Origin of the sequence: Nocardia sp. NPDC052001, assembly GCF_040680615.1 — a bacterium.
Lineage (GTDB): Bacteria > Actinomycetota > Actinomycetes > Mycobacteriales > Mycobacteriaceae > Nocardia.
Map to the genome: position 1 here is coordinate 862,411 of NZ_JBFAXC010000001.1, position 21,173 is coordinate 883,583.

The following is a 21,173-nucleotide window of genomic DNA, read 5'->3' on the forward strand; positions in this document are numbered from 1 at the left end:
TACCCTTGTCGCCGCCGTCACAGGGCGACCGGTATCCGTGCCTCGGTAAGCTCGGGACCGGAACGGGTGAGCACAAGACGAAAGTAGGCAACTGATCGTGAGCAGTGCCATCGCATTGGGGATGCCCGCCGCACCCGCGGCAGTCCTCGCGCCCCGGCGCAAGACCCGTCAGTTGATGGTGGGCAAGGTCGGCGTCGGTAGCGAATTCCCGATTTCCGTGCAGTCCATGACCACCACCAAAACCCACGACGTGAACGCCACCCTGCAGCAGATCGCGGAACTCACCGCGTCCGGCTGTGACATCGTGCGCGTCGCGTGCCCGCGTCAGGAGGACGCGGACGCGCTCGCGATCATTGCCAAGAAGTCGAAACTTCCCGTCATCGCCGATATCCACTTCCAGCCCAAGTACATCTTCGCCGCCATCGACGCGGGATGTGCTGCGGTACGGGTGAATCCGGGCAATATCAAGGAGTTCGACGGCCGCGTCGGCGAGGTCGCCAAGGCCGCCGCCGCCGCGGGCATCCCGATCCGCATCGGCGTCAATGCCGGTTCGCTGGATAAGCGCATGCTGGAGAAATACGGCAAGGCCACCCCCGAGGCCCTCGTGGAGTCGGCGCTGTGGGAGGCCAGCCTGTTCGAGGATCACGGCTTCGGCAATATCAAGATCTCGGTCAAGCACAATGACCCGGTCGTGATGGTGGAGGCGTACCGCCAGCTGGCCGCGCAGTCCGATTACCCGCTGCACCTCGGTGTCACCGAGGCCGGTCCGGCCTTCCAGGGCACCATCAAGTCCGCGGTGGCGTTCGGTGCGCTGCTATCGGAGGGCATCGGCGACACCATTCGCGTCTCGCTGTCCGCCCCGCCGGCCGAGGAGATCAAGGTCGGCGATCAGATTCTGCAATCGCTGAACCTGCGTCCGCGCAAGCTGGAGATCGTCTCCTGCCCGTCCTGCGGTCGCGCCCAGGTCGATGTCTACACCCTGGCCAACGCCGTCAGCGCGGGCCTCGAGGGGATGGAAGTGCCGTTGCGCGTGGCCGTCATGGGCTGTGTCGTGAACGGTCCGGGTGAGGCCCGCGAGGCCGATCTGGGTGTGGCCTCCGGTAATGGCCGCGGTCAGATCTTCGTCAAGGGCGAGGTCATCAAGACCGTGCCCGAACACCTCATCGTCGAGACCCTGATCGAGGAGGCCATGCGCATCGCCGAGGAGATGGGTGAGGCCGCCGGGACCGGTTCTCCCGTCGTCAGCGCCGGATAAACCCCAGGTCGACGCGCGGCCAACGGCGATAGTGCGGCACGTTTTGAGAAGTTCTGGCAGGCTGTGAACGTGCGGAGTGTGCTGGAGCCGACTCGCCGGAGCAAGAACTCCGGAGCCCAACAGCTCGCGAACCGCGATCTGACACAGGTTTTACGCGTCCTCGACGCCGATCCGGTGGCGAGTTGCATGGTGGCGGCCCGGCTCCAGGAGTACGGGCTCGACTCCCGCGGCGCGTACGGCGAACTGTGGAGTCGCGGCGGGCCGGGTACCTCGCTGTGCTTCTCGGGTGCGAATCTGGTGCCGCTGCGCGGCGGCCGGGCCGATCTACGGGCCTTCGCCGAGCGGGCGGTGCGCGGTCCGCGCGCGTGCTCGTCGGTGGTGGGCCGCCGCGAATTGGCGCTGCCGCTGTGGGAGCAGCTCAGCGAGCACTGGGGTCCGGCGCGGGAATTGCGCGCCGATCAACCGCTGCTGGCTCTGGACAAGACCGCGACCGTCGCGCCCGATCTCCGGGTGCGACGGGTGCGTCCGGAGGAGTTGGACCGCTATCTGGTCGCCGCGGTGGCCATGTTCACCGAGGAGATCGGTGTCGATCCGCGCGCCGGGGACGGTGGCCGCAGCTATCGCCGCCGGGTGGCGGGCCTGATCGAATCCGGCCGGGCCTGGGCGCGTTTCGAGGACGGTGAGGTCGTCTTCAAGGCCGAGGTGGGCGCGCTGTCGCGGCGCACCGGGCAGATCCAGGGTGTCTGGGTGCATCCCGAACATCGCGGAATCGGCGTCGGCACCTCGGGTACGGCCGCGGTCGCGAATGTCGTTGTGGCGTCCGGTCGTACCGCGAGTCTGTACGTGAACTGCTACAACGAGGTCGCGCGCCGTGCCTACGCGAAGGTCGGCTTCCGGCAGATCGCGACATTCGCGACAGTGCTGCTCGACTGAACCGATCCCCGTGATGTTGTGATGTTTCAGTGAAAACTGTTCGGCCCCAGTGTGTCGAGCGTGTTTGCCGATAGTTGGCTCTACTATCTGTGCCGATGTCCACACGGGTCTTCACCATGCTGATCGCCGCCGCGATCTCGGTTGCCGCGGTGGGTTGCTCGTCGGGTCCGCAGGGACCGGTGCAAACCGCCGACGCCTTCCTGCAAGCCTTCGCCGAGCATGAGGTCGCCACGGCCGCCGACCTCACCAGCCAGCCCGAAAAGGCCGCTCCCGCACTGAATTCGGCCTGGGATCAGCTACAGGCCGAACAGCTCGTCGCGCATACCGGCGATACCCGCGTCACCGGCGACACCGCCACCGTCGACTACAGCTACGAGTGGCATCTGCCCAAGGATCGCGTCTGGTCCTACAGCGGCCAATTGCAGATGGGCCGCAGTGAGGGCAAGTGGTCGGTGCGCTGGACCTCGGCGAATATCCATCCGCAGCTGGGCAATACGCAAACGTTGCAATTGCGCTCCATCCCCGCGCCCCGGGCCAGGGTGAACGAGCGCTCCGGCAGTGATGTGCTGGTGCCGGGCGCGGTCTATCGCGTGGTGTTCAATCGTGGCGCGTCCTCGAACCCGGTCGCGGTGAGCGCCGCGCTGGCGAATGCCCTGCGGCAGTTCGACGAACGCCTCACCCCCGAGGGCATTCTCGCCGCCGCCCGCAAGGCCGACGGCGGCTACACCGTCGAGGTGCTCTCGGAATGGGAGTACCAGCAGGTGAGCAATGATCTGGTCGGTCTGTCCGGTGTCAGCTTCGGCCGCCAGTGGGATCTGGTGCCCACCGATCGCACCTTCGCCCCCGATCTGCTCACCCAGATCCGCAAGACCGTCATCGACGAGGTGGACGGTAAGGCGGGCTGGAATGTGGTGACCGTCAACGCCAATGGCGGTGACACCGATGTGCTCAAGGAGGTGGAACCGCAGACCTCGCCGTCGTTCTCGCTGAGCGTGGATCGCAATATCCAGAATGCCGCGCAGCGGGCGGTGGACCTGCGCGAGGATCAGGCCATGATGGTGGTGCTGCAACCCTCCACGGGCGCGATTCTGGCCATCGCGCAGAACGAGGCCGCCGATGCCGACGGTCCGGTCGCAGCCTCGGGTCTGTATCCGCCGGGCTCGACCTTCAAGACGGTCACCGCGGCCGCCGCCATGACCGCGGGCAACGCCACCCCGGACACCGTGGTGCCGTGCCCGAGTCAGATTGTGGTTGGGGACCGCACGATTCCCAACTACAACCTCTTCAGCGTCGGCGATGTGCCGATGGCCACCGCCTACGAGCGCTCCTGCAATACCGCGTTCGCGCGGATCGCCTCGGAGTTGGGCGGACAGGATCTGCGCACGGCGGCGGCCGCGCTGGGCATCGGCCCGGACTACACCGTGGTGGGTCTGCCCACGGTGTCGGGTTCGGTGCCGCAGGACGATGATCTGGTGCAGCGCGCCGAGGACGGTATCGGTCAGGGCAAGGTGCTGGTGAGCCCGTTCGGCCTGGCCATGGTGGCGGCCACGGTCGCGAACGGTGCGGCGCCGGTGCCGTATCTGATCTCGAATCATCCGACCGAGATCAAGGGCGATCGCCCGGCACTGAGTCCGGAGGTGATCAATGGTCTGCGTTTGATGATGCGCAAGGTGGTGCTCGGTGGCACCGCCGAGCGCATCGCCGATCAGGGCGAAGTCTACGGCAAAACCGGTGAGGCCGAGGTGGAGGGTGGTTCACACGCCTGGTTCATCGGTTATCGCGGCGATATGGCGTTCGCGACGCTGGTGGTGCGCGGTGGCAGTTCCGACAATGCGGTGGCGGTGACCAGGGATATGCTCACGGCCCTGCCCGCGGGGTATTGAGCGCTGCCTACGGGGTATTCGAGCGGCCGGTGTGGCGGACTCAGCGATCGGCCGGCGTGGGCGCGATGTGCACGCAGGCGGATGGCTGAATCTCCCCCAGGGCGGTATCGGTGACGTAGCGCTGCGCGGCGAGCGTCTGCCCGGTGGGGGGTCCGGCGGTGGAGGCGTCGCCGAGAACTTCCGTGACCGCGGCTCCGGTGAGGATCATGCCCGCGGTGGTGAGTAGCAGGAGTGCCGAACGTTTCATGTCCAACTCCCTTGTTTAGGGGATGAGTCTGGCCACCCGAACGGTCAGTTTCGGATAGCCGGTGCTCATGAGGGTTGGCTGACTGTTTGCCACCGACAGAAACGGTAATCCGGCGGACATATAGGACGCAACCCGTAAGAGTGATCCCGCACACTTGTCGAAACACAGTGCGCCAGGTCACCGTGATGTTGGACGTGAAAGAAATCCGTTAATTCTCCCGGTGCATGGTCGCCGCGAGATGATGCTGCAGCGGTTGCTCGACCGCCGCCATGCGCAGCGTATAGCTCAGGGTGTCACCGGCCAGGGTGATGCTACGGCCCAGTGCCGTCACGGATTTGGCGCTGGAGCTGCGCCCGATGGTCGTCGAATCGAGTTCGATGCGCAGGCCCTCGTCATCGGCGACCAGGCTGCCCTCGCAGATCTCGGTGATACCGGTCGGATGCGCCAGGATCAGTTCGACCCGATCGTCCGGCAGCGCGCGCAGGTATCCGGTCTCGCTGTGCATCGGGCGGCTGCCGTCGGCGGCGCGGGTGCGCTGGCGATAGGTGAGGAAGGGCCGGCCGACATGGCCGAAGTGCACTTCCTCCAGATAATCGAAGGTCTCGATCGTCGGGTACTCACCCTGTCCGCGGCCGCGCCAGGTGCCGAGCAGTGGCGCGAGGTGTGCGATATCCGGGTGGGGCGCGATGGGTGATTGGGGTTCGAGCACGGCGGCCAGCATAGTGCGCCGGGCCCGCTCCGGCTGCCGGTCGGCGCGCCGGGTCGCGGGTATTTCCGGAAAGGGGTCTGGATCAGGACATTTCGCCGCTCAGCGGCGACTTGCCCGGCGATAACCGTAGGCAGCGGGGACGGCGAAGACGATGATCATGCCGACCGACCAGAGCACCGTGAGCAGGAGCGGCCGGGCCAGTGCGCCGCCCTCGGCCAGGGCGCGCATGGAGTCCACCGCCACGGACATCGGCTGATTGCGCACCACCGGTTGAATCCAGTTGGGGTACGCGCCCAGCGGGACGAAGCCGGTGCTGAAGAACATCAGCAGCGAGGACAGCAGCGCCACGCCCTCGACCAGGGTGGATTTGGCCGTGAACACCGCGATCGCGGTGACCATGGTGGCGAAGGCCAGCCCGAACAGCACCGGCAGCCACAGGAACGCGAACGCGGCCAGCGGACCCTCGTGGAAGCGGAAGCCGAGCAGCATGCCGAACGCGATGATGATGATGGTCCCGCAGAAGATGCGGCAGCCCTCGGCCAGAATTCGCGCCGCGAGCCCGGACCCGCGATGCACCGGCAGCACCCAGAACCGCGCGAGCAGTCCGGCATCGCGTTCACGCCCGAGCATGACGCCGCTGGCCACGGTGCCCGACAGCGCGCCGACCAGTGTCACCATCGGGGTGGACCCGTACAGCGCGCTGTGCCCGGAGAACTTCTGAATCTGGCTGCCGACAACGATATTGAGCATGAGCAGCAGCAGGCACGGCACGATCAGCGTCTCCAGCAGCGTGATCGGATCGCGTGCCCAGCGCAGCAGCAGGCGCTGGGTCTGAATCCAGGTGTGCCGCAGCAGCGCCGGGACCGAGGCTTCCCGGACGCGGATGAAATCGGTGGTATCGCGTTCGGCGAGGGTGGTTTCGACGGACATGTCACGACCTCTTCGTATTCAGCCGGACGGTGAAGTACAGCGAGACCACGATGATGGCCGCGGCCCACAGCAGCGGCGGTGTCATCAGCGACCAGGTGACCGCACCGGCATTGCCGCGGGTGTCACCGCCCAGGGCGCGCAGCCCGTAGGCGAATTGCGAGACCGGCTGATTGCGCACGAAAGCCTGTACCCAGTGCGGGAATTGGGTGGCGGGCGCGAGTCCGGTGGAGAGCATGCCGAGAATCAGCGGCGGTAGCACCAGCATCTGCGTGGTGGCCTCCGGACTCTTGGTGACGGTGCCGATGACATCCGCGCCGAGGCTGAACGCGATGCCGATGAGCATGGCGAACGCCAGGAAGCCGATGGTGTTGGCGGTGCCCGCGTGGAAGTGGAAGCCGATGAAATGAATGCTCACCAGTGCCGAGGCCAGGCCCACCACCATGCGGAAGGCATTGGCGGACATGCGCGCCGCGGTCGGGATGAGCGGATGCATGGGCATGGCGTCGAAGCGCCGGTCCAGTCCGGAGACCATATCGGTGGCGGCCCGGAAGGCGGCCGAGATGGCGGTGAACGCCGCGGCCTGGAGTATGACGATCGGTGCCATGAATTGCGCGTAACTGCTGAATCCCGTTCCGGCGAAAGTCATTACGCGATTGAGCGGGATGTAGAAGCTGGCGGTGAAGGTGATCGGCGCGAGCACCGCGGTGATCATCTCACCGGTGGTGATGGCGGGCACGATGAGCCGCACGGTGAGCACCCACCACTGCCGTAGCGTGTCCGGGGTGGCGCGGACGCTGGTGAGCCAGGCGTCCCGGCTGGCGGCCACGGCGGTCATGACCGGCCCTGTTCATCGGTGTCGGACTTCTCGGTGAGATGTCCGGTGAGCGAGAGGAATACCTCGTCCAGCGAGGGGCGGCGCAGTGCGATATCCACCAATTCCATTCCGGCGCTGTCGAGTCGGCGCAATGCCTCGGCGAGGGTTTTCGCGCCTTCGGGGGCGGGGATGGCGAGCCGGTCCACATCACCGCTGAGCAGTGCGTCGCGGTTGGCGTCCGGGAACAGATCGCCGAGCGCCTCGGCGATGGCGGGCAGTTCCTGAATGCGCAGCGGCACGATCTCGCAGTAGCTGCCGCCGGTGCGGGCCTTGAGTTCATCGGCGGTGCCGCTGGCGATGACGACGCCGTGGTCGATGACGATGATCCGATCGCAGAGCGCGTCGGCCTCTTCGAGGTACTGGGTGGTGAGCAGGGTGGTGATGCCGTGTTTGCGGAAGCCGCCGACCAGATCCCACACCCCTTGGCGGCTACGGGGATCCAGTCCGGTGGTGGGTTCGTCCAGGAACACCACCTCGGGCCGCACCACCAGTCCGCAGGCGATATCGATGCGCCGCCGCATACCGCCGGAGTAGGTGCCGACCCGGCGGGTGGCGGCGGCGCTGAGATCGAATTCGGAGATGAGTTCATCGGCGCGGCCGCGGGCGGCGCGTTTGCGCAGTCCCATCAGCCGCCCGAACATGACCAGGTTCTCGTATCCGCTCAACGCGTCGTCGAGGGCGGCGAATTGGCCGGTGAGCATGATGCTGCGGCGCACCTCGGCGGCCTCGGTGGTGACATCGTGCCTGGCCACGGATGCCCGCCCGGCATCGGGTGCGATGAGCGTGGACAGGATATTGACGGTGGTGGTCTTACCCGCCCCGTTGGGTCCGAGGATGCCGAGCACCTCGCCGGGTGCGGCCTTGAAGGTGATGCCGCGCAATGCTTTCACGGCTCCGAAGGATTTCTCGACGCCTTCGACGATGACGCCGTCGGCCGCGCTGTCGGTGGTGGTCACGGTTGCTCTCCCAGGTGTTCGTCGAGAAGGTGTTCGTCCAGGACCCGGGCGATTTCCGCGAGCGCGTGCGGCGCGGTCAACTCCTCGTGGCCGACTTCGATGTCGTGGTTGGTGATGCGGCCGGTGATCCAGGGTCGCCAGCCGGTCGGCCCGAAGATGTCCGACTGCTCCGCGGTGGCGCTGAAATACAGTGCGTCGCCGTGGAATACGGGTCGTTGATAGCCGGTTCGGGTGCGGGCGGAGGCGTTGTAGGAGGCCGCCATGCGTTCCAGGGTGAGCGCGTCGACCAGCGAAACCCCGCCCATGCGTTCGCGGATGAGATCGGCGGCCTCCTGCGCGGTGGCCTCGGCGGGCATATCGGTGATGCCGAAGACCGAGCCGAAGGCGGCGACGAATGAACCGGCGGTGAGCCTTTCGATGCTGTCGCCGTCGATATCGGTGTGGTCGGCATCGAGCAGGGTGAGCACCCCGATCTCCGCGCCCGCCGCCTTCAGTTTCGCTGCGACGGCGTGCGCGATGAGCCCGCCGAAGGACCAGCCGAGCAGGTGGTACGGGCCTTCGGGTTGCAGGCGGCGGATTTCGCGGGCATAGCGCTCGGCGAAATCGTCGATGCTGCGGGCGTGCGGTTCCCCGGACAGGTCGGGGGCCTGCAAACCGTAGATGGGCCGTCCGGGCCGCAGCAGTTCGGCCAGGCCCAGATAGGTCCAGGCGATACCGGAGGACGGGTGGATGCAGAACAGTGCGGGCTGATCGCCGCCGGGGCGGATGGGCAGCACCACGTCCAGGCCGAGTCCCGGCGTCGAATCCGGTTGTGCGGCAGCCAGTGCCGCGAGCGCCTGTTCCTCCAGGTAGCGCTGTTCGGCCTCGGCCGCGATCTTGGCCTCCGGTGTTTCGGCGAAACGCGCTGCGGCGGTGAGGGCTTCGATCCACAGCCAGGCCAGGGTGGCGACCCGCGCCCGGGTGAGCAGCGTGCCGGGATAGGTGAAGGTGGCCTGTAGCCGATCGCCCGACACCACGGCGTTGATCTCGATTTCGGTGGTCACCGGCACCTCGGGATGTTCGGTGGCGTGCAGATCGCCGAATTCCTCGGTGGGCAGCCAGCCGAGCCCTTCCAATCCGGCCGGGATATCGGCGGTGGCGTAGCGGCCCAGGTAGTTGAAGCCGATCCGGCCCGGAACCCGTTGCGGCAGTTGGGCCGCGGTGTCCTGGTTGAGGTACCGCAGCTGTCCGAAGCCGATGCCCCTGTCCGGTATCGCCAGCAGCTGATGCTTCACCGCGCGAATGGCGTCGCCCATGGCCGGGCCGCCGTCGATGGCATCGTCGATATCGATATCGGGCAGATCCAGCCGCACCGGATACAGCGTGGTGAACCAGCCCATGGTGCGGGACAGATCCGCGCCGGGAATGATCTCCTGCTGCCTGCCGTGCCCTTCCATACGCAGCAGTACCGATTCCTCATCGGACCGGGTGCGCCAGCGCCGGACGGCGAGTGCGAGGGTGGTCAGCAGCGCGTCCTCCACACTGCCGCCGAAGAGTGTGGGGAGCGTGGTGAGCAGGGCGTTGGTCACCTCGGCGTCCGCTTCCACATCGACCGCGCGCACGGTGTGCACCTGATCGATGCCCGGATCGAGTTCGCGGCGGCCGATGAGTGGATCGGGTGTGGCGGCCAGTTCACGCCAGTGCGCGAGTTCGGCGACGCGGGTATCGCTGTACGCCTCCTCGTGCAGGGCGTGTGCCCATCGGCGCATGGAGGTCCCCGTGGCGGGGAGCATGGGTTCCGCACCACCGGAGATCTGAGCCCAGGCGGCGATCAGATCGGGAATCAGAATTCGCCAGGACACACCATCTATTACGAGGTGGTGGGCCACCAGGATCAATCTTCCGGAGCGACCGGTCGGTCCGGCCGGGTCCAGCCACACCAATTGCAGCAGTGTCCCGGCGGCCGGATCGAGCCGGCTCATGGCCGAATCGAGCTCGGTCCGGGCGTACTCGCGCAGTTCGGAACTGCCCGCGGCATCGAATTCCACCCGGTAGAGCAGCGCGTCCACATCGACCGCACCGGGTTCGCGGGTCTCCAGCCACCACGCGCCGTCCTCCTCGCGCAGGCGGGCGCGCAACATATCGTGCTGATCGACCACCGCGCCGACGGTGGCGACCACCTGTTCGCGGGTGATGCCCGCGGGCATCTCCAGTACGGCCGTCTGCGCGAAGCGGTTGAAGTCGCCGCCGCGCTCGAGCATCCAGCGCATGATCGGCGTCAGCGGGAATTCACCGACACCGCCGCCGGGCAGTTCCTCGAGGACCACGGTCTCGCCCGCCTCATCGGCGAGCGCGGCCAGGGCCGCCACCGTGCGATGTTCGAAGATCTGCAACGGGGTGAGCTCGAGTCCGTGCAGTCGTGCCCGGGACACCAGCTGGATCGCGAGAATACTGTCGCCGCCCAGGGCGAAGAACGAATCGTGCACGCCCACCCGATCGCGGCCGAGCAGTTCGGCCACGATGGCGGCGAGCGCGGTCTCGGTCGCGGTGGTGGGTGCGCGGTATTCGGTCTCGGCCTCGAAAACCGGCTCCGGCAAAGCCTTTCGATCGAGTTTGCCGACCGCGTTGAGCGGGATGGCGTCCAGCACCACGAAGGCCGACGGGACCATATAGCCGGGTAGCGCATCGGCCGCATGGGCGCGCACCGCCGCGATATCGAGCGTGGCACCCGGTTCGGGCAGCAGGTAGGCGGCCAGCGCCGTCGCCCCGCCCGGGCCCGGAACACCCAGTGTCACGGCGAATTCCACGTTCTCGGCGCGGTTCAGCACCGCATCGATCTCACCGAGTTCGATGCGCTGACCGCGCACCTTCACCTGGAAATCGGTGCGGCCCAGGTACTCCAGCCGGGGCGCGGTCAGCGCACCGGTCCACCGCACCAGATCGCCGGTGCGATACATGCGCTCGCCTCGAACACCGTAGGGATTGGCGACGAAGCGCGCCGAGGTGAGTCCGGGCCGCCGGTGATAGCCGCGCGCCAGCGCCGGACCTGCGAGATACAGCTCACCGGCCACACCGAGCGGCACCGGGCGCAGCCGGTCGTCGAGTACCAGGGTCGCCGCACCGCGAATCGGATGTCCGATGGTGACCGGCTGATCCGCGCGCAATGGATCGGACGTCGTTGCCCAGATGGTGAATTCGGTCGGGCCGTACAGGTTCACCAGCATGCGGCCCGACGCCCACCGGCTCACCAGATCCGGTCCGATGGCCTCACCCGCGACCGCGAGCACCCGCACACTCGGCACCGCCGCCGGGTCCATGGTGGCCAGCGCCGACGGTGTGATCACCAGGTGCGTGACCCGCTGTGCGGCAATGAGTTCGGCCAGCGCGTCACCGCCGAATACATCGGGTGGCGCGACCACCGCGGTGCCGCCGGAACCGAAGGCCATGAGCGCCTCGAACGCGGAGGCGTCGAAACTCGGTGAGGCGACCTGCAATACCCGCGAATTCGCGTTGAGCCCGAGCATATGCTGCTGTGCGCGAACGAGATCCGCGATCCCGCGATGCGAGACCGCGACGCCCTTGGGCGTACCGGTCGAGCCGGAGGTGTAGATGAGCCAGGCCGGATGATCGGGATGGATCTCGCGGTCGGTGGAATACCAGCCGGATTCGATGGCGGCCCAGCGTGATTCGGACGCACCCCAGCCGCCCGCACCACCCTGATCGCCCACGGGGTCCAGGGTCAGCCAGAACACGGTATCGGGCAGCACCGCGCGGTGTGCGGGCGTCGTGAGACCCAGTACGGCTCCGGAATCGGTCAGCATGTGGTCGATGCGATCGAGCGGATGACGCGGATCGATCGGCAGGAAGGCCGCCCCGGTCTTGGCGGTGGCCAGCAGTGCGATCAGGAGTTCGGCGCTGCGCGAAATAGCCAGCGCCACCACGGTTTCCACGCCCGCCCCGGCCTCGGCCAATCGCGCGGCCAGCTGTTCGGCGGCGTCCTCCAGTTCGCCGTAGGTGAGGGTGCGCCCGTCCGCGACGATGGCGGGCCGCTCCGGAGTGAACGCCGATGCGGTGGTGAGCAATTCGGCCAGCGTGCCGGTCGCACCGCCGCGCGGTCCGCGCAGCGGCACCAGTGCGGCGCGTTCGCCCGCCCCCAGCAGATCGATATCGGAGATGCGGATATCCGGATCGGCGGTAATCGCCTCGAGCAGTTGCTCCCACCGTGAGATCAACTGTGCGGCGGTGGTTCGATCGAACAGATCGGTGGCGTAGGTGAGCGTGCCCTCCAGCCCCTGCGGAGTCGAACCCGCGCGGGGATCGCGCAGATCGAAGGTCAGATCGAACTGCGAGGTATCCCGGTCGAAGGGTTCGACCGTGACCCGCAGCCCCGGGAAGTCCAGCTCGGGCAGACTGAAGTTCTGGAGCGACAGCGATACCTGGAACAGCGGATGGTGCGCGGTCGAGCGCGGCGGGTCGAGCACCTGCACCAGCCGCTCGAACGGCACATCGGCATTCGCGAAGGCATCGAGGTCCGAAGTCCGCACGGCGGCGAGGAATTCACGGAATCCGAGGCCCGGATCGACCGGAGTTCGCAGTGCCAGGGTGTTCACGAACATGCCGACCAGATCGTCGAGCGCGGCATCACCGCGCCCCGCCACGGCGGTGCCGATCAGCACATCCGATGTTCCCGCCAGTCGGGACAGCAGCACCGCGAGCGCGGCGTGCACCACCATGAACAGGCTGGATTCGTTCTCGGTGGCCAAAGCGGTGAGAGCGCTGTGCGTTTCGGGTCGCACGATGAACGGCAGATCCGCACTGCGCATGGTCTGCGCCGCCGGGCGCGGCCGATCGGTGGGCAGCTCCAGCACATCCGGCGTGGCCGCGAGACGTTCGCTCCAGAATCGAATCTGCTGTGCGGCGGTCGATTCCGCGTCCTGTTCATCACCGAGCAGCTCCCGCTGCCACAGTGAGTAATCCGCGTACTGCACCCGCAGCGGCGGCAGCGCCTGGCTCGCCCCGCTGACCCGCGCGAGATACGCCGCCATCAGATCGGTGGCCAGCGGAGCCATCGAGGTGCCGTCCGCGCTGACGTGATGCACCACCAGTGCCACGACGTAGGTATCGCCGGATCCGTGGTGCGCGTCTGCCTTCGGAGCATTCGGAGCGGGAGCCGCGCCAACCTCCGACGTCTCGGACTCGGGCGCGGCGGCATCGGTGACATGGAACAGCCCGACGCGGAGCGGAGCTTCTCGCGTCAGGTCGAACCCGGTGCCGGTGACCTCGGCGATCCGCTCGGCGAGCTGCGCGCCGTCCGAGGTCTCGACGACGGTCAGATCGGGTGTGGCGGAATCGATTCCGACCACCACCTGACGTGGACCGTCGGCATCGGCCGGGTAGATGGTGCGCAGGGTTTCGTGCCGAGTCACCACGTCGATGACCGCCTGCCGCAGCGCGTCCACCTCGAGTTCGCCGGTCAAGCGCAGCGCGACCGAGATATTGTACGCCGCCGAGGTCGGGTCGAGGCGATTCATCACCCACATGCGCTGCTGTGCGGGGGAGAGCGGAATCCGGTCGGGTCGAATGCGAGCCGCGAGCATGGGCCGGCCGAAACCCTCACCGGCGGGTACGACGCGGGCCGCGAGCTGGGCCGCGGTGGGGGCGTCGAACAGATCGCGCAGCGCCACGGTCGCGCCCAGCGCGGAGTTGATCCGCGCGATCACCCGCGTCGCGCTGAGCGAGTTGCCGCCGAGTTCGAAGAAGGAGCGGTCGATACTGACCTTGTCCATGCCGAGCACTTCGGCGAAGACCTCGGCCACAGCGGTTTCCACCGCTGTGCGCGGGGCCAGATAGCGCTCTTGCAGGCTGCTGAAATCCGGTGCGGGCAAAGCGGTTCGGTCCAGCTTGCCGACCGGGGTGAGCGGGACGTCATCGAGTTCGATGATGTAGCTCGGCACCATATATCCGGGCAGTGCCGCCGCCACCCGGGTGCGGAGTTCCTCGGTATCGAGGGTGCGCCCCGCCAGCCCGACCACATACGAGACCAGCACGGTCTGACCCGCGGGTCCCGGGCAGCCCAGTGTCGCCGCGTATTCCACCTGATCATCGGCACTGAGTACGGCGTCGATCTCGCCGAGTTCGATACGCAGACCGCGAATCTTGACCTGGAAGTCGCTGCGCCCCTGGTATTCCAGCTCCAGGCGGGTCTCCCCGTCATGCTTCATCTCCACCCAGCGGACCATGTCGCCGGTGCGGTACATGCGGGTGCCGGGCGCACCGTACGGGTTGGTGACGAATCGTGCCGCGGTCAGCCCGAATCGGTTGAAGTAGCCGCGCGCCAGCGCCGGTCCGGCCAGGTACAGCTCACCGGTGACCCCGACGGGCACCGGCCGCAGCCAGGTGTCCAGCACCATGGCCGCCGCACCGCGAATGGGTGCGCCGATGGTGATGGGCTCACCGGGCCGCAACTCACCCGGGCCGGTCGCCCAGATGCTGAATTCCGTTGGGCCGTAAAGGTTCACCATGCGCCGCCCCGGGGACCAGTCGGCGACCAGTTCCGGTCCGGACGCCTCACCGGCGACGGTTAGACTCCGCAATTCGGTGAGCCCGGCCGGATTCATGGTGGCCAGCACCGACGGTGTGATGACGGCGTGCGTCACCCCCTGCGTCCGCATCAGTTCTTCGAGTTCATTGCCGCCGTACACATCCGGCGGTGAGACCACCAGCCGCCCGCCCATGGCGTGCGCCATGAACATCTCGTGCACCGAGGCGTCGAAGCTGGGCGAGGCCACCTGGAGTGGACTGCACTCCTCATTGAGTTCGAGAAAGGTCTCCTGCGAGGACGCCAGATTCGCCAGTCCGCGATGACTGAGCAGCACCGCCTTCGGCTTACCGGTCGACCCGGACGTATAGATAAGGTACGCAACCTGATTCAGGTCGATCGGCCCGCCGCGTTCGGCATCGGTGATCGGTGCGTCCGATACCGTCATGACCCGGCGGATGGTGTTGAGATCATCGAGCAGCAGCCAGTCGATACTGCCCGGCAGCGTCTCACCGACCGCGCACACCGTCACCCCGATGGGCGCGCGCGAATCGCTGATGATGTGCTCGATCCGCTCCACCGGATAGTTCGGATCCAGCGGCAGGAACGCCGCGCCGGTCTTGGCCAGTGCCCATACCGCCACAATGGATTCCACCGAGCGGGTCAGCGCGAGCACCACGAAGACCTCGCGCCCGACCCCGCGCCGCAGCAGCACCCGGGCGAAGCGATTGGACCAGGCGTCGAGATCGCGATAGGTCATGGTGAGCGTGCCGGAACTGATGGCGATACCGTCCGGATTGACACGCGCTCCCGCACCGAGGATTTCGGGCAGCGTGCGCATGGGCACCGGATCACCGCCGCGCACCGGCAGCAGCTGCCGGCGTTCGGCGGGCTCGCAGTGCTGCAGCTGTGCCACGCGGCGCTGCGGTGCGAAGGCGATCTGGTCGAGCAGATAGCCGAATCGATCCAGCAGTCGCCGCGCCTCGGCCTCGGACAGCTGATCGGCCATGAATTTCACGGTGATCTGCAGGCTTTCGGCTCCGTCGGCCGCGCGCTGCGGAATCACCATGAGGTTCAGCGGATACGGCGTCGCATCGGTACCGGACACATCCAGAATCCGCATTCCGGCGATATCCATTGCCTGCGAGAGGGTTTCGCGGTCGATCGGATACGACTCGAATACGGTGAGGGTGTCGAACAGTTCGGGCAGCCCCACCGCCTGGTGAATGGCCGCCAGCCCGACATGCTGATGATCGAGCAGTCGCGTCTGTTCGTCCTGCACTCGCGCGAGCAGATCCGCCACGCGCTCACCGGGATCCAGCCGCACCCGCACGGGCAGGGTATTGATGAAGAGCCCGACCATCTCCTCGACCCCGGACAGTTGCGGCGGCCGTCCGGAGACGGTGCCGCCGAACACCACATCGGTGCGGCCGGTGAGCATGACCAGCAGGAGCGCCCACGCGGTCTGCACGGCGGTGTTCACCGTCGCCCCGGCCGCGCGCACGGTGCCCTCCAGCCGCGACAGCTGTTCGGGACCGAAATCTATTGTCACCATGCCGGATTCGGTGGAGGCGATACCGGCCAGGCTCGGCACCGCCCGGGTCGGCGAATCCACGCCCGCCAGCGCCTCGGTCCAGGCGGCCATTGAGGCGGCGTCATCCTGTTCGCCCAGCCAGGCCAGGAATTCCCGATAGGAGTGCGCGGGCCCGGTGGTGAAGGACTGCCCGGTGATCGCGGCCAGATATCCGGCCAGCAGTTCGCGCACCACCAGCGGCGTGGACCAGCCGTCGAGCACCAGATGGTGATTGGTCATGAGCAGCGTGTACGCCTCGGCCCCGGTGCGAATGAGGCTGAACCGCAGCAGCGGCGGCCGGGCCAGATCGAAGCGGGTGCCCGCATCGACCGCGATCAGCCGCTCCAGCTCGCGGGTGCGCTCACCGGCGTCCTCGATATCGGTGAGATCCAGTTCCTGCCAAGGCAATTCGATGCCGTCGAGCAGCAGTTGCCGTGGCCCCTGCGCGGTCTCGGTGAACACCACCCGCAGCACATCGTGCCGATCCAGCAGGCTCTGCGCGGCGGTGCGCAGGCGCGCGCCGTCCACCCGCCCCGCCAGACTCAACTGGGTCTGCACGGTGTATCCGTCGGCGGTATCGGTGTCGTAGCGGGCATGGAACAGCAGCCCGTATTGCAAAGGCGACAGCGGCCAGACATCGGTGAGCCGCGGGTATTCCCGTTCCCACGCATCGATATTCGGCTGCGTGACCGGCACCAGCCCGAAGTCCGACGGTGTGTGCCCGCCCGCGAGCGCACGCCGCGCATGGCTGGTGAGCCCCGCCAGCGCCGCCGCCCACAGCTCGGCGAATTCGCGCACGCTCGCCGCGGTCACCAGCTCGGACGCGTACGCCCAGGTCACCTCCAGCCCGGCATCGGTATGCATGGCATTGATATCGACCACCGCCGCCATGGGGGCGGCATCGTCATTGGTGGCGTCGAAATACTTGGGCAGCCACGGGGTATCGGCGTCGGCCGCGCCACCCGCGCCGGTGCGGCCCAGGTAGTTGAAGCTGAGCTGCGGTGTGGTCGCATCCGAAAGCGACTGTGCCGTATCGGGATTCAAGTACCGCAGCATGCCGAAGCCGACACCCTTGTCGGGTATGCCGCGCAGCTGCTCCTTGACGGCCTTGAGCGCGATCCCGGCCGCCGGACCCCCGTGGAAGGCATCGTCGATATCGATCCCGCGCAGATCCAGGGCCACCGGATAGACGCTGGTGAACCAGCCGATGGTGCGCGAGATATCCGCACCCGGCAGGATCGCCTCCTCGCGGCCGTGGCCTTCGAGGGTGAGCAGGGTGCGATCGGTCCCGCGCCACCGGCTCGCGGCCAGCGCCAGCGCGGTCAGCAGCGCGTCGTCCACACCGCAGTGGAAGCGCTCGGGAATCAGTTCCAGTGCCGCAGCGGAGGTTTCGGCATCGATACCGGTCCGCAGCTGTTCCATGGTGGCCACGGTGTCGACCGCCGCGTCGAACGGCCGCGCGCCCAGCGCCGGATCGGGCGTCCGGAGAATCTCCTGCCACAGCGGCAGTTCCGCCGTTCGCTCGGCGGCCTGCTCACGCTGTCCGTGCGCCCAGCGCCGGAACGACGTGCCCACCGGCTGCAGTTCCAGTCCGGCACAGGCGGTCGCCAAGTCCGGCAGCAGGATTCGCCACGTGACGCCATCGCTGACGAGGTGATGCAGCACGATCCACAGCAGTGGATCGGCATCGGGGCGTTCGATGAGCACGAAGCGCGCCATCACCCCCGCGGTCGGGTCGAGCAGATCGGCCGCATGCTCCAGCTCGGCCGCGCCCTCGCGCCCGGTGGGCGCGGCCGCCACATCGATGAGCGCCTCGGCCCGCACCGATCCGCGCTCGCCGACGATCCACTCCCAGGCGTCCCCGGGCTGTGTCGTTCGCGCCGCGTCCCCGGCCTCCGCGGGCTCCGGCGCATCGGTCGCGGGGCTCGCCGTCATGGTCCGCCGCAATGTGCTGCGCAGCAGATCGTGCCGGTCGAGCAGCGCCTGTACGGCCGGAATGAGCTGTGCCCGCTCCATCCCACTCGGCAATCCGATCAGCACCGCCTGCGCGTAACGCCGCCAGTGTTCGCCGTGCGTGAGCATGTCGTACACGATCGGCGTCAACGGCACCCGGCCGACACCACCGCCCGGCAACTCCAGCACCACCGGTGCGGTCACCTCGGTGGCGGCCAGCGCCAGTCCGGCAATGGTCTTGTGCTCGAACACATCCCGCGCCCGCAACGCCAGCCCGGCCGTCTTGGCCCGCGCCACCAGCTGAATCGCGATTATGCTGTCGCCGCCGAGCGCGAAGAAATTGTCATCCGCGCCGATATCGGCCGTACCGAGCACCTCGGCGAAGATGGCGGCCAGCTTCAGTTCCCGCTCACCCTCCGGTGCCCGCCCGGTGCGGGTGCGCGCCCCGAACTCCGGTTGCGGCAGCGCTTTCCGATCCACCTTGCCCGCCGGGGTGAGCGGGAAGGTATCGAGCACCATCACCACCGACGGCACCATATGCGCCGGAAGATGATGTGCCACCGTGGCTTTCACGGCCTCCGGATCGACCGGAACATCGGGTGCCGCCAGCACGTACGACACCAGCGCGGTGGCCCCGCCGGGCGTGCTCGCCCCCACGGTCACCACCGATTCCACCCCGGCGTGCCGCGCCACCGCGGCATCGACCTCACCCAGTTCGATGCGGAATCCGCGCACCTTCACCTGGGTGTCACCGCGCCCGGCGTACTCCAGTTCGTGGCGGCCGTTGCGCCGCCGCCAGCGCACCAGATCCCCGGTGCGATACATGCGCTCACCGGGCGCGTACGGATCCGCGACGAAGCGCTCCGCGGTGAAGGCGATGCGCTGGTGATACCCGCGCGCCACCCCCGGCCCGCTCAGATACAGCTCACCGGTCACCCCGGGCGGCACCGGCCGCAGCCAGGGGTCCAGCACCACGGCTCGCACACCGGGTGCGGGTACGCCGATGGTGATCGGCGCGCCGGGAACCAGCGATGAGCTGATGGTCGCGGTCACCGTGGTCTCGGTGGGCCCGTACCCATTGAGCACCGAACGCCCGGCCCAGCGCACCGGCAGTTCCGGCGGGCACGCGTCACCGCCCACCACCAGGGTGCGCAGGCGCGGCAGCGTCTCGGGTTCGAGCGAACCCGCCACGGCCGGAGTCACATTCAGATGTGTCACCTCGAGGGTGCGCAGTACCCGCGCCAGCTCCTCGCCCGCGTACGCGGCGGGCGGCACCACCGCCACCGTGGCCCCGACCGCGAGCGCGACGAGCAGTTCCTCCACCGAGATGTCGAAACTCGGCGAAACAGCGTGCGCCATAACGGCATCCGAGCCCACCCCGAAGGCTGCCCCGGAGCCGGTGGCCAGATTGGCGAGCCCGCGATGGGTCACCCCCACGCCCTTGGGCAGTCCGGTCGATCCGGAGGTGTAGATGATGTAGGCGAGCTGATCCACCCGCACCGGCGCATGCCGATCGGCATCGGAGATATCCGCGGCATCGGCTGCGGCCATGCGCTTTCCGGTCGTCTCGTCATCGAGCACCAGCCAGCGCACCCGATCCGGCAGCGCACCGCGCACCGCGCCCACCGTGACACCGGCGACCACGCCGCTGTCGGTGAGCATATGCTCGATGCGATCCACCGGATAGCCCGGATCGATCGGCACGAACGCCGCCCCGGTCTGCGCGACCGCGATCATGGCCAGCACCGACTCGACCGAACGCGGAATCGAGATGGCAACGGCCCGTTCGGGTCCCGCGCCCGCTTCGATGAGCACCCGGGCCAGTCGATTGGTGTACTCGGTGACCTCGCGATAGGTGAAGGCGGTACCGTCCGCGCGCATGGCGATGGCCGCCGGATCCAGGTGTGCGCCGGTGCTCAGAATCTCGGGCAGAGTGCGCGCGCCGATACCCTTGTGCCCCTGTGCCGGAACGAGTTCCGCGCGCTCCTGCTCCGAGAGCGTGCCAACCCCCGCGAGCGGTGCGCTCTGCCCGCCCGCCAGGAATCGGTGCATGAAGGTCAGGAACCGCGCGTGCAGTGCGGTCAGCACGGCCTCGTCGTAGCGGTTCGGATTGGCCTGGAAGTCGATATGGGTGCGCTCGCCGCCGATACCGGGGTACACGTTGACGAACAGATCGTCGATGAGTCCCGAGGTCAGCACGTGCAGCTGCCCGGTGACCCCGCCCAGGCGGATGCGGGTATCGGCGAGCATGAGGTTCACCGTCGGCCCGAAGCCCGCGATCTCGTCCATGGCCCAGCCGAGATCGCGAATGATGTCCTCCTGCCGGTACCGCTGCCGGCGCAGGGCGGCGGTCAGCTCACCCTGGGTGGCGCGCACCAGCTCACCGACCGTGGCGGTCGGCGACGGATGCAGCCGCAGCGGCACCACATTGGCGACCATGCCGCCCGAGCGGCGCAGCGCCGCGGTGGTGCGGCCGGAGACCGGCAGGCTCAACACGATCTCACCGCTGCCGGTCATGGCGCCGACGAACGCGGCGAAGGCGGCCACCACGACGGGGGCCGGACTGGTGGACAGTTCGGTGGTGACGGCATCGAGCAGGGCGGCGGTCTCATCCGGCAGCGCACCGCTGAGCAGGCGCGGGTGCGCGTCCACCGCGCCCGCGTGTTTACCCAGGTAGACCGGTTCGGCCATACCGATCAGATGCTGTTTCCAGTACTCCCGGTCGGCGTCGATGCGATCGGAGTTCCGGTAGGCGATATCGGCGTCGACGATGGTGCGCAGCGGTTCGGCCTTGCCCGCGGGCGCTTCCTTCCCGGTCACCCGGGTGTTGTACAGCTCCGAGGTGCGCTGCAGCATGGTGAGCGCGCCGACCCCGTCCAGCAGGATGTGATGGAAGCGCGAGTACCAGAACCACCTGTTCTCGGCCAGCTTGAGCATGGCGACGGTGCACAGCCGGTCCCGGGTCAGGTCCAGTGGCGCGGTGTACTCCGCGCGCATCCAGGTCTGGGCCGCGGCATCCGGATCGGGTGCGGCACTGAGATCGATGGTGAGGATGCGGTCGTCGAGCGTGGTGTCCACGAGTTGCCATGGCAGCTCGTCGATTTCGAGCAGGCGCAGATAGCCGGTGCCGAATTCGCGTCCGGCCTGCCGCGCCGCGTCGGCGAGCAGTTCCACATCCACCGCGCCCGCGAGTTCGACGTACTGGGCGATGGAGATCGGGGTGTCACGCGCGAGCTGCTGGGCGAACCAGATGCCACGTTGTGCCGCGGACAGGGCGAAGGCTGAGGTGGCAGAGCTGGAAACCATGAAACATCCTGCGTGCTCGGGTGATTCGACGGATCGC

Annotated in this window: 9 protein-coding genes; 3 read left to right on the forward strand and 6 right to left on the reverse strand. The window is 67.9% G+C overall.

The window, feature by feature from the left end; genetic code table 11:
* Window positions 1-97: 97 nt before the first annotated feature.
* The 3 genes from ispG (at window position 98) to AB0L82_RS04140 (ending at window position 4,071) form a co-directional block, all read left to right on the forward strand.
* A complete protein-coding gene (ispG, locus tag AB0L82_RS04130; RefSeq protein ID WP_364630717.1) occupies window positions 98-1,255 on the forward strand; it encodes a flavodoxin-dependent (E)-4-hydroxy-3-methylbut-2-enyl-diphosphate synthase in 1,158 nt (385 codons plus the stop codon).
* 69 nt (window positions 1,256-1,324) lie between these two features.
* Window positions 1,325-2,188: a GNAT family N-acetyltransferase gene (locus tag AB0L82_RS04135; RefSeq protein WP_364630720.1), complete on the forward strand. Its 864-nt coding sequence runs from the start codon at window positions 1,325-1,327 to the stop codon at window positions 2,186-2,188.
* A 95-nt stretch (window positions 2,189-2,283) separates the two neighbouring features.
* A complete protein-coding gene (locus AB0L82_RS04140) occupies window positions 2,284-4,071 on the forward strand; it encodes a penicillin-binding transpeptidase domain-containing protein (protein WP_364630722.1) in 1,788 nt (595 codons plus the stop codon).
* 40 nt (window positions 4,072-4,111) lie between these two features.
* Here the strand turns inward: AB0L82_RS04140 and AB0L82_RS04145 are convergent, their stop codons facing one another.
* The 6 genes from AB0L82_RS04145 to AB0L82_RS04170 all read right to left on the reverse strand — a co-directional run bounded on the left by AB0L82_RS04145 (window position 4,112) and on the right by AB0L82_RS04170 (window position 21,136).
* A complete protein-coding gene (locus AB0L82_RS04145) occupies window positions 4,112-4,318 on the reverse strand; it encodes a hypothetical protein (RefSeq protein WP_364630725.1) in 207 nt (68 codons plus the stop codon).
* A 208-nt stretch (window positions 4,319-4,526) separates the two neighbouring features.
* Window positions 4,527-5,039, reverse strand: a complete 513-nt coding sequence (locus tag AB0L82_RS04150) for a peroxynitrite isomerase (RefSeq protein WP_364630727.1) — start codon at window positions 5,037-5,039, stop codon at window positions 4,527-4,529.
* 87 nt (window positions 5,040-5,126) lie between these two features.
* Window positions 5,127-5,957, reverse strand: coding sequence for an ABC transporter permease (locus AB0L82_RS04155; RefSeq protein WP_364630730.1), 831 nt, complete (start codon window positions 5,955-5,957; stop codon window positions 5,127-5,129).
* A gap of 1 nt (window position 5,958) precedes the next feature.
* Window positions 5,959-6,792: an antibiotic transporter gene (locus AB0L82_RS04160; protein WP_364630733.1), complete on the reverse strand. Its 834-nt coding sequence runs from the start codon at window positions 6,790-6,792 to the stop codon at window positions 5,959-5,961.
* A complete protein-coding gene (locus tag AB0L82_RS04165) occupies window positions 6,789-7,787 on the reverse strand; it encodes an ATP-binding cassette domain-containing protein (RefSeq protein ID WP_364630736.1) in 999 nt (332 codons plus the stop codon). The genes AB0L82_RS04160 and AB0L82_RS04165 overlap by 4 nt, the downstream gene beginning before the upstream one ends.
* Window positions 7,784-21,136, reverse strand: coding sequence for an amino acid adenylation domain-containing protein (locus AB0L82_RS04170; RefSeq protein WP_364630739.1), 13,353 nt, complete (start codon window positions 21,134-21,136; stop codon window positions 7,784-7,786). Before AB0L82_RS04170 ends, AB0L82_RS04165 begins: the two co-directional genes overlap by 4 nt.
* Window positions 21,137-21,173 lie beyond the last annotated feature (37 nt).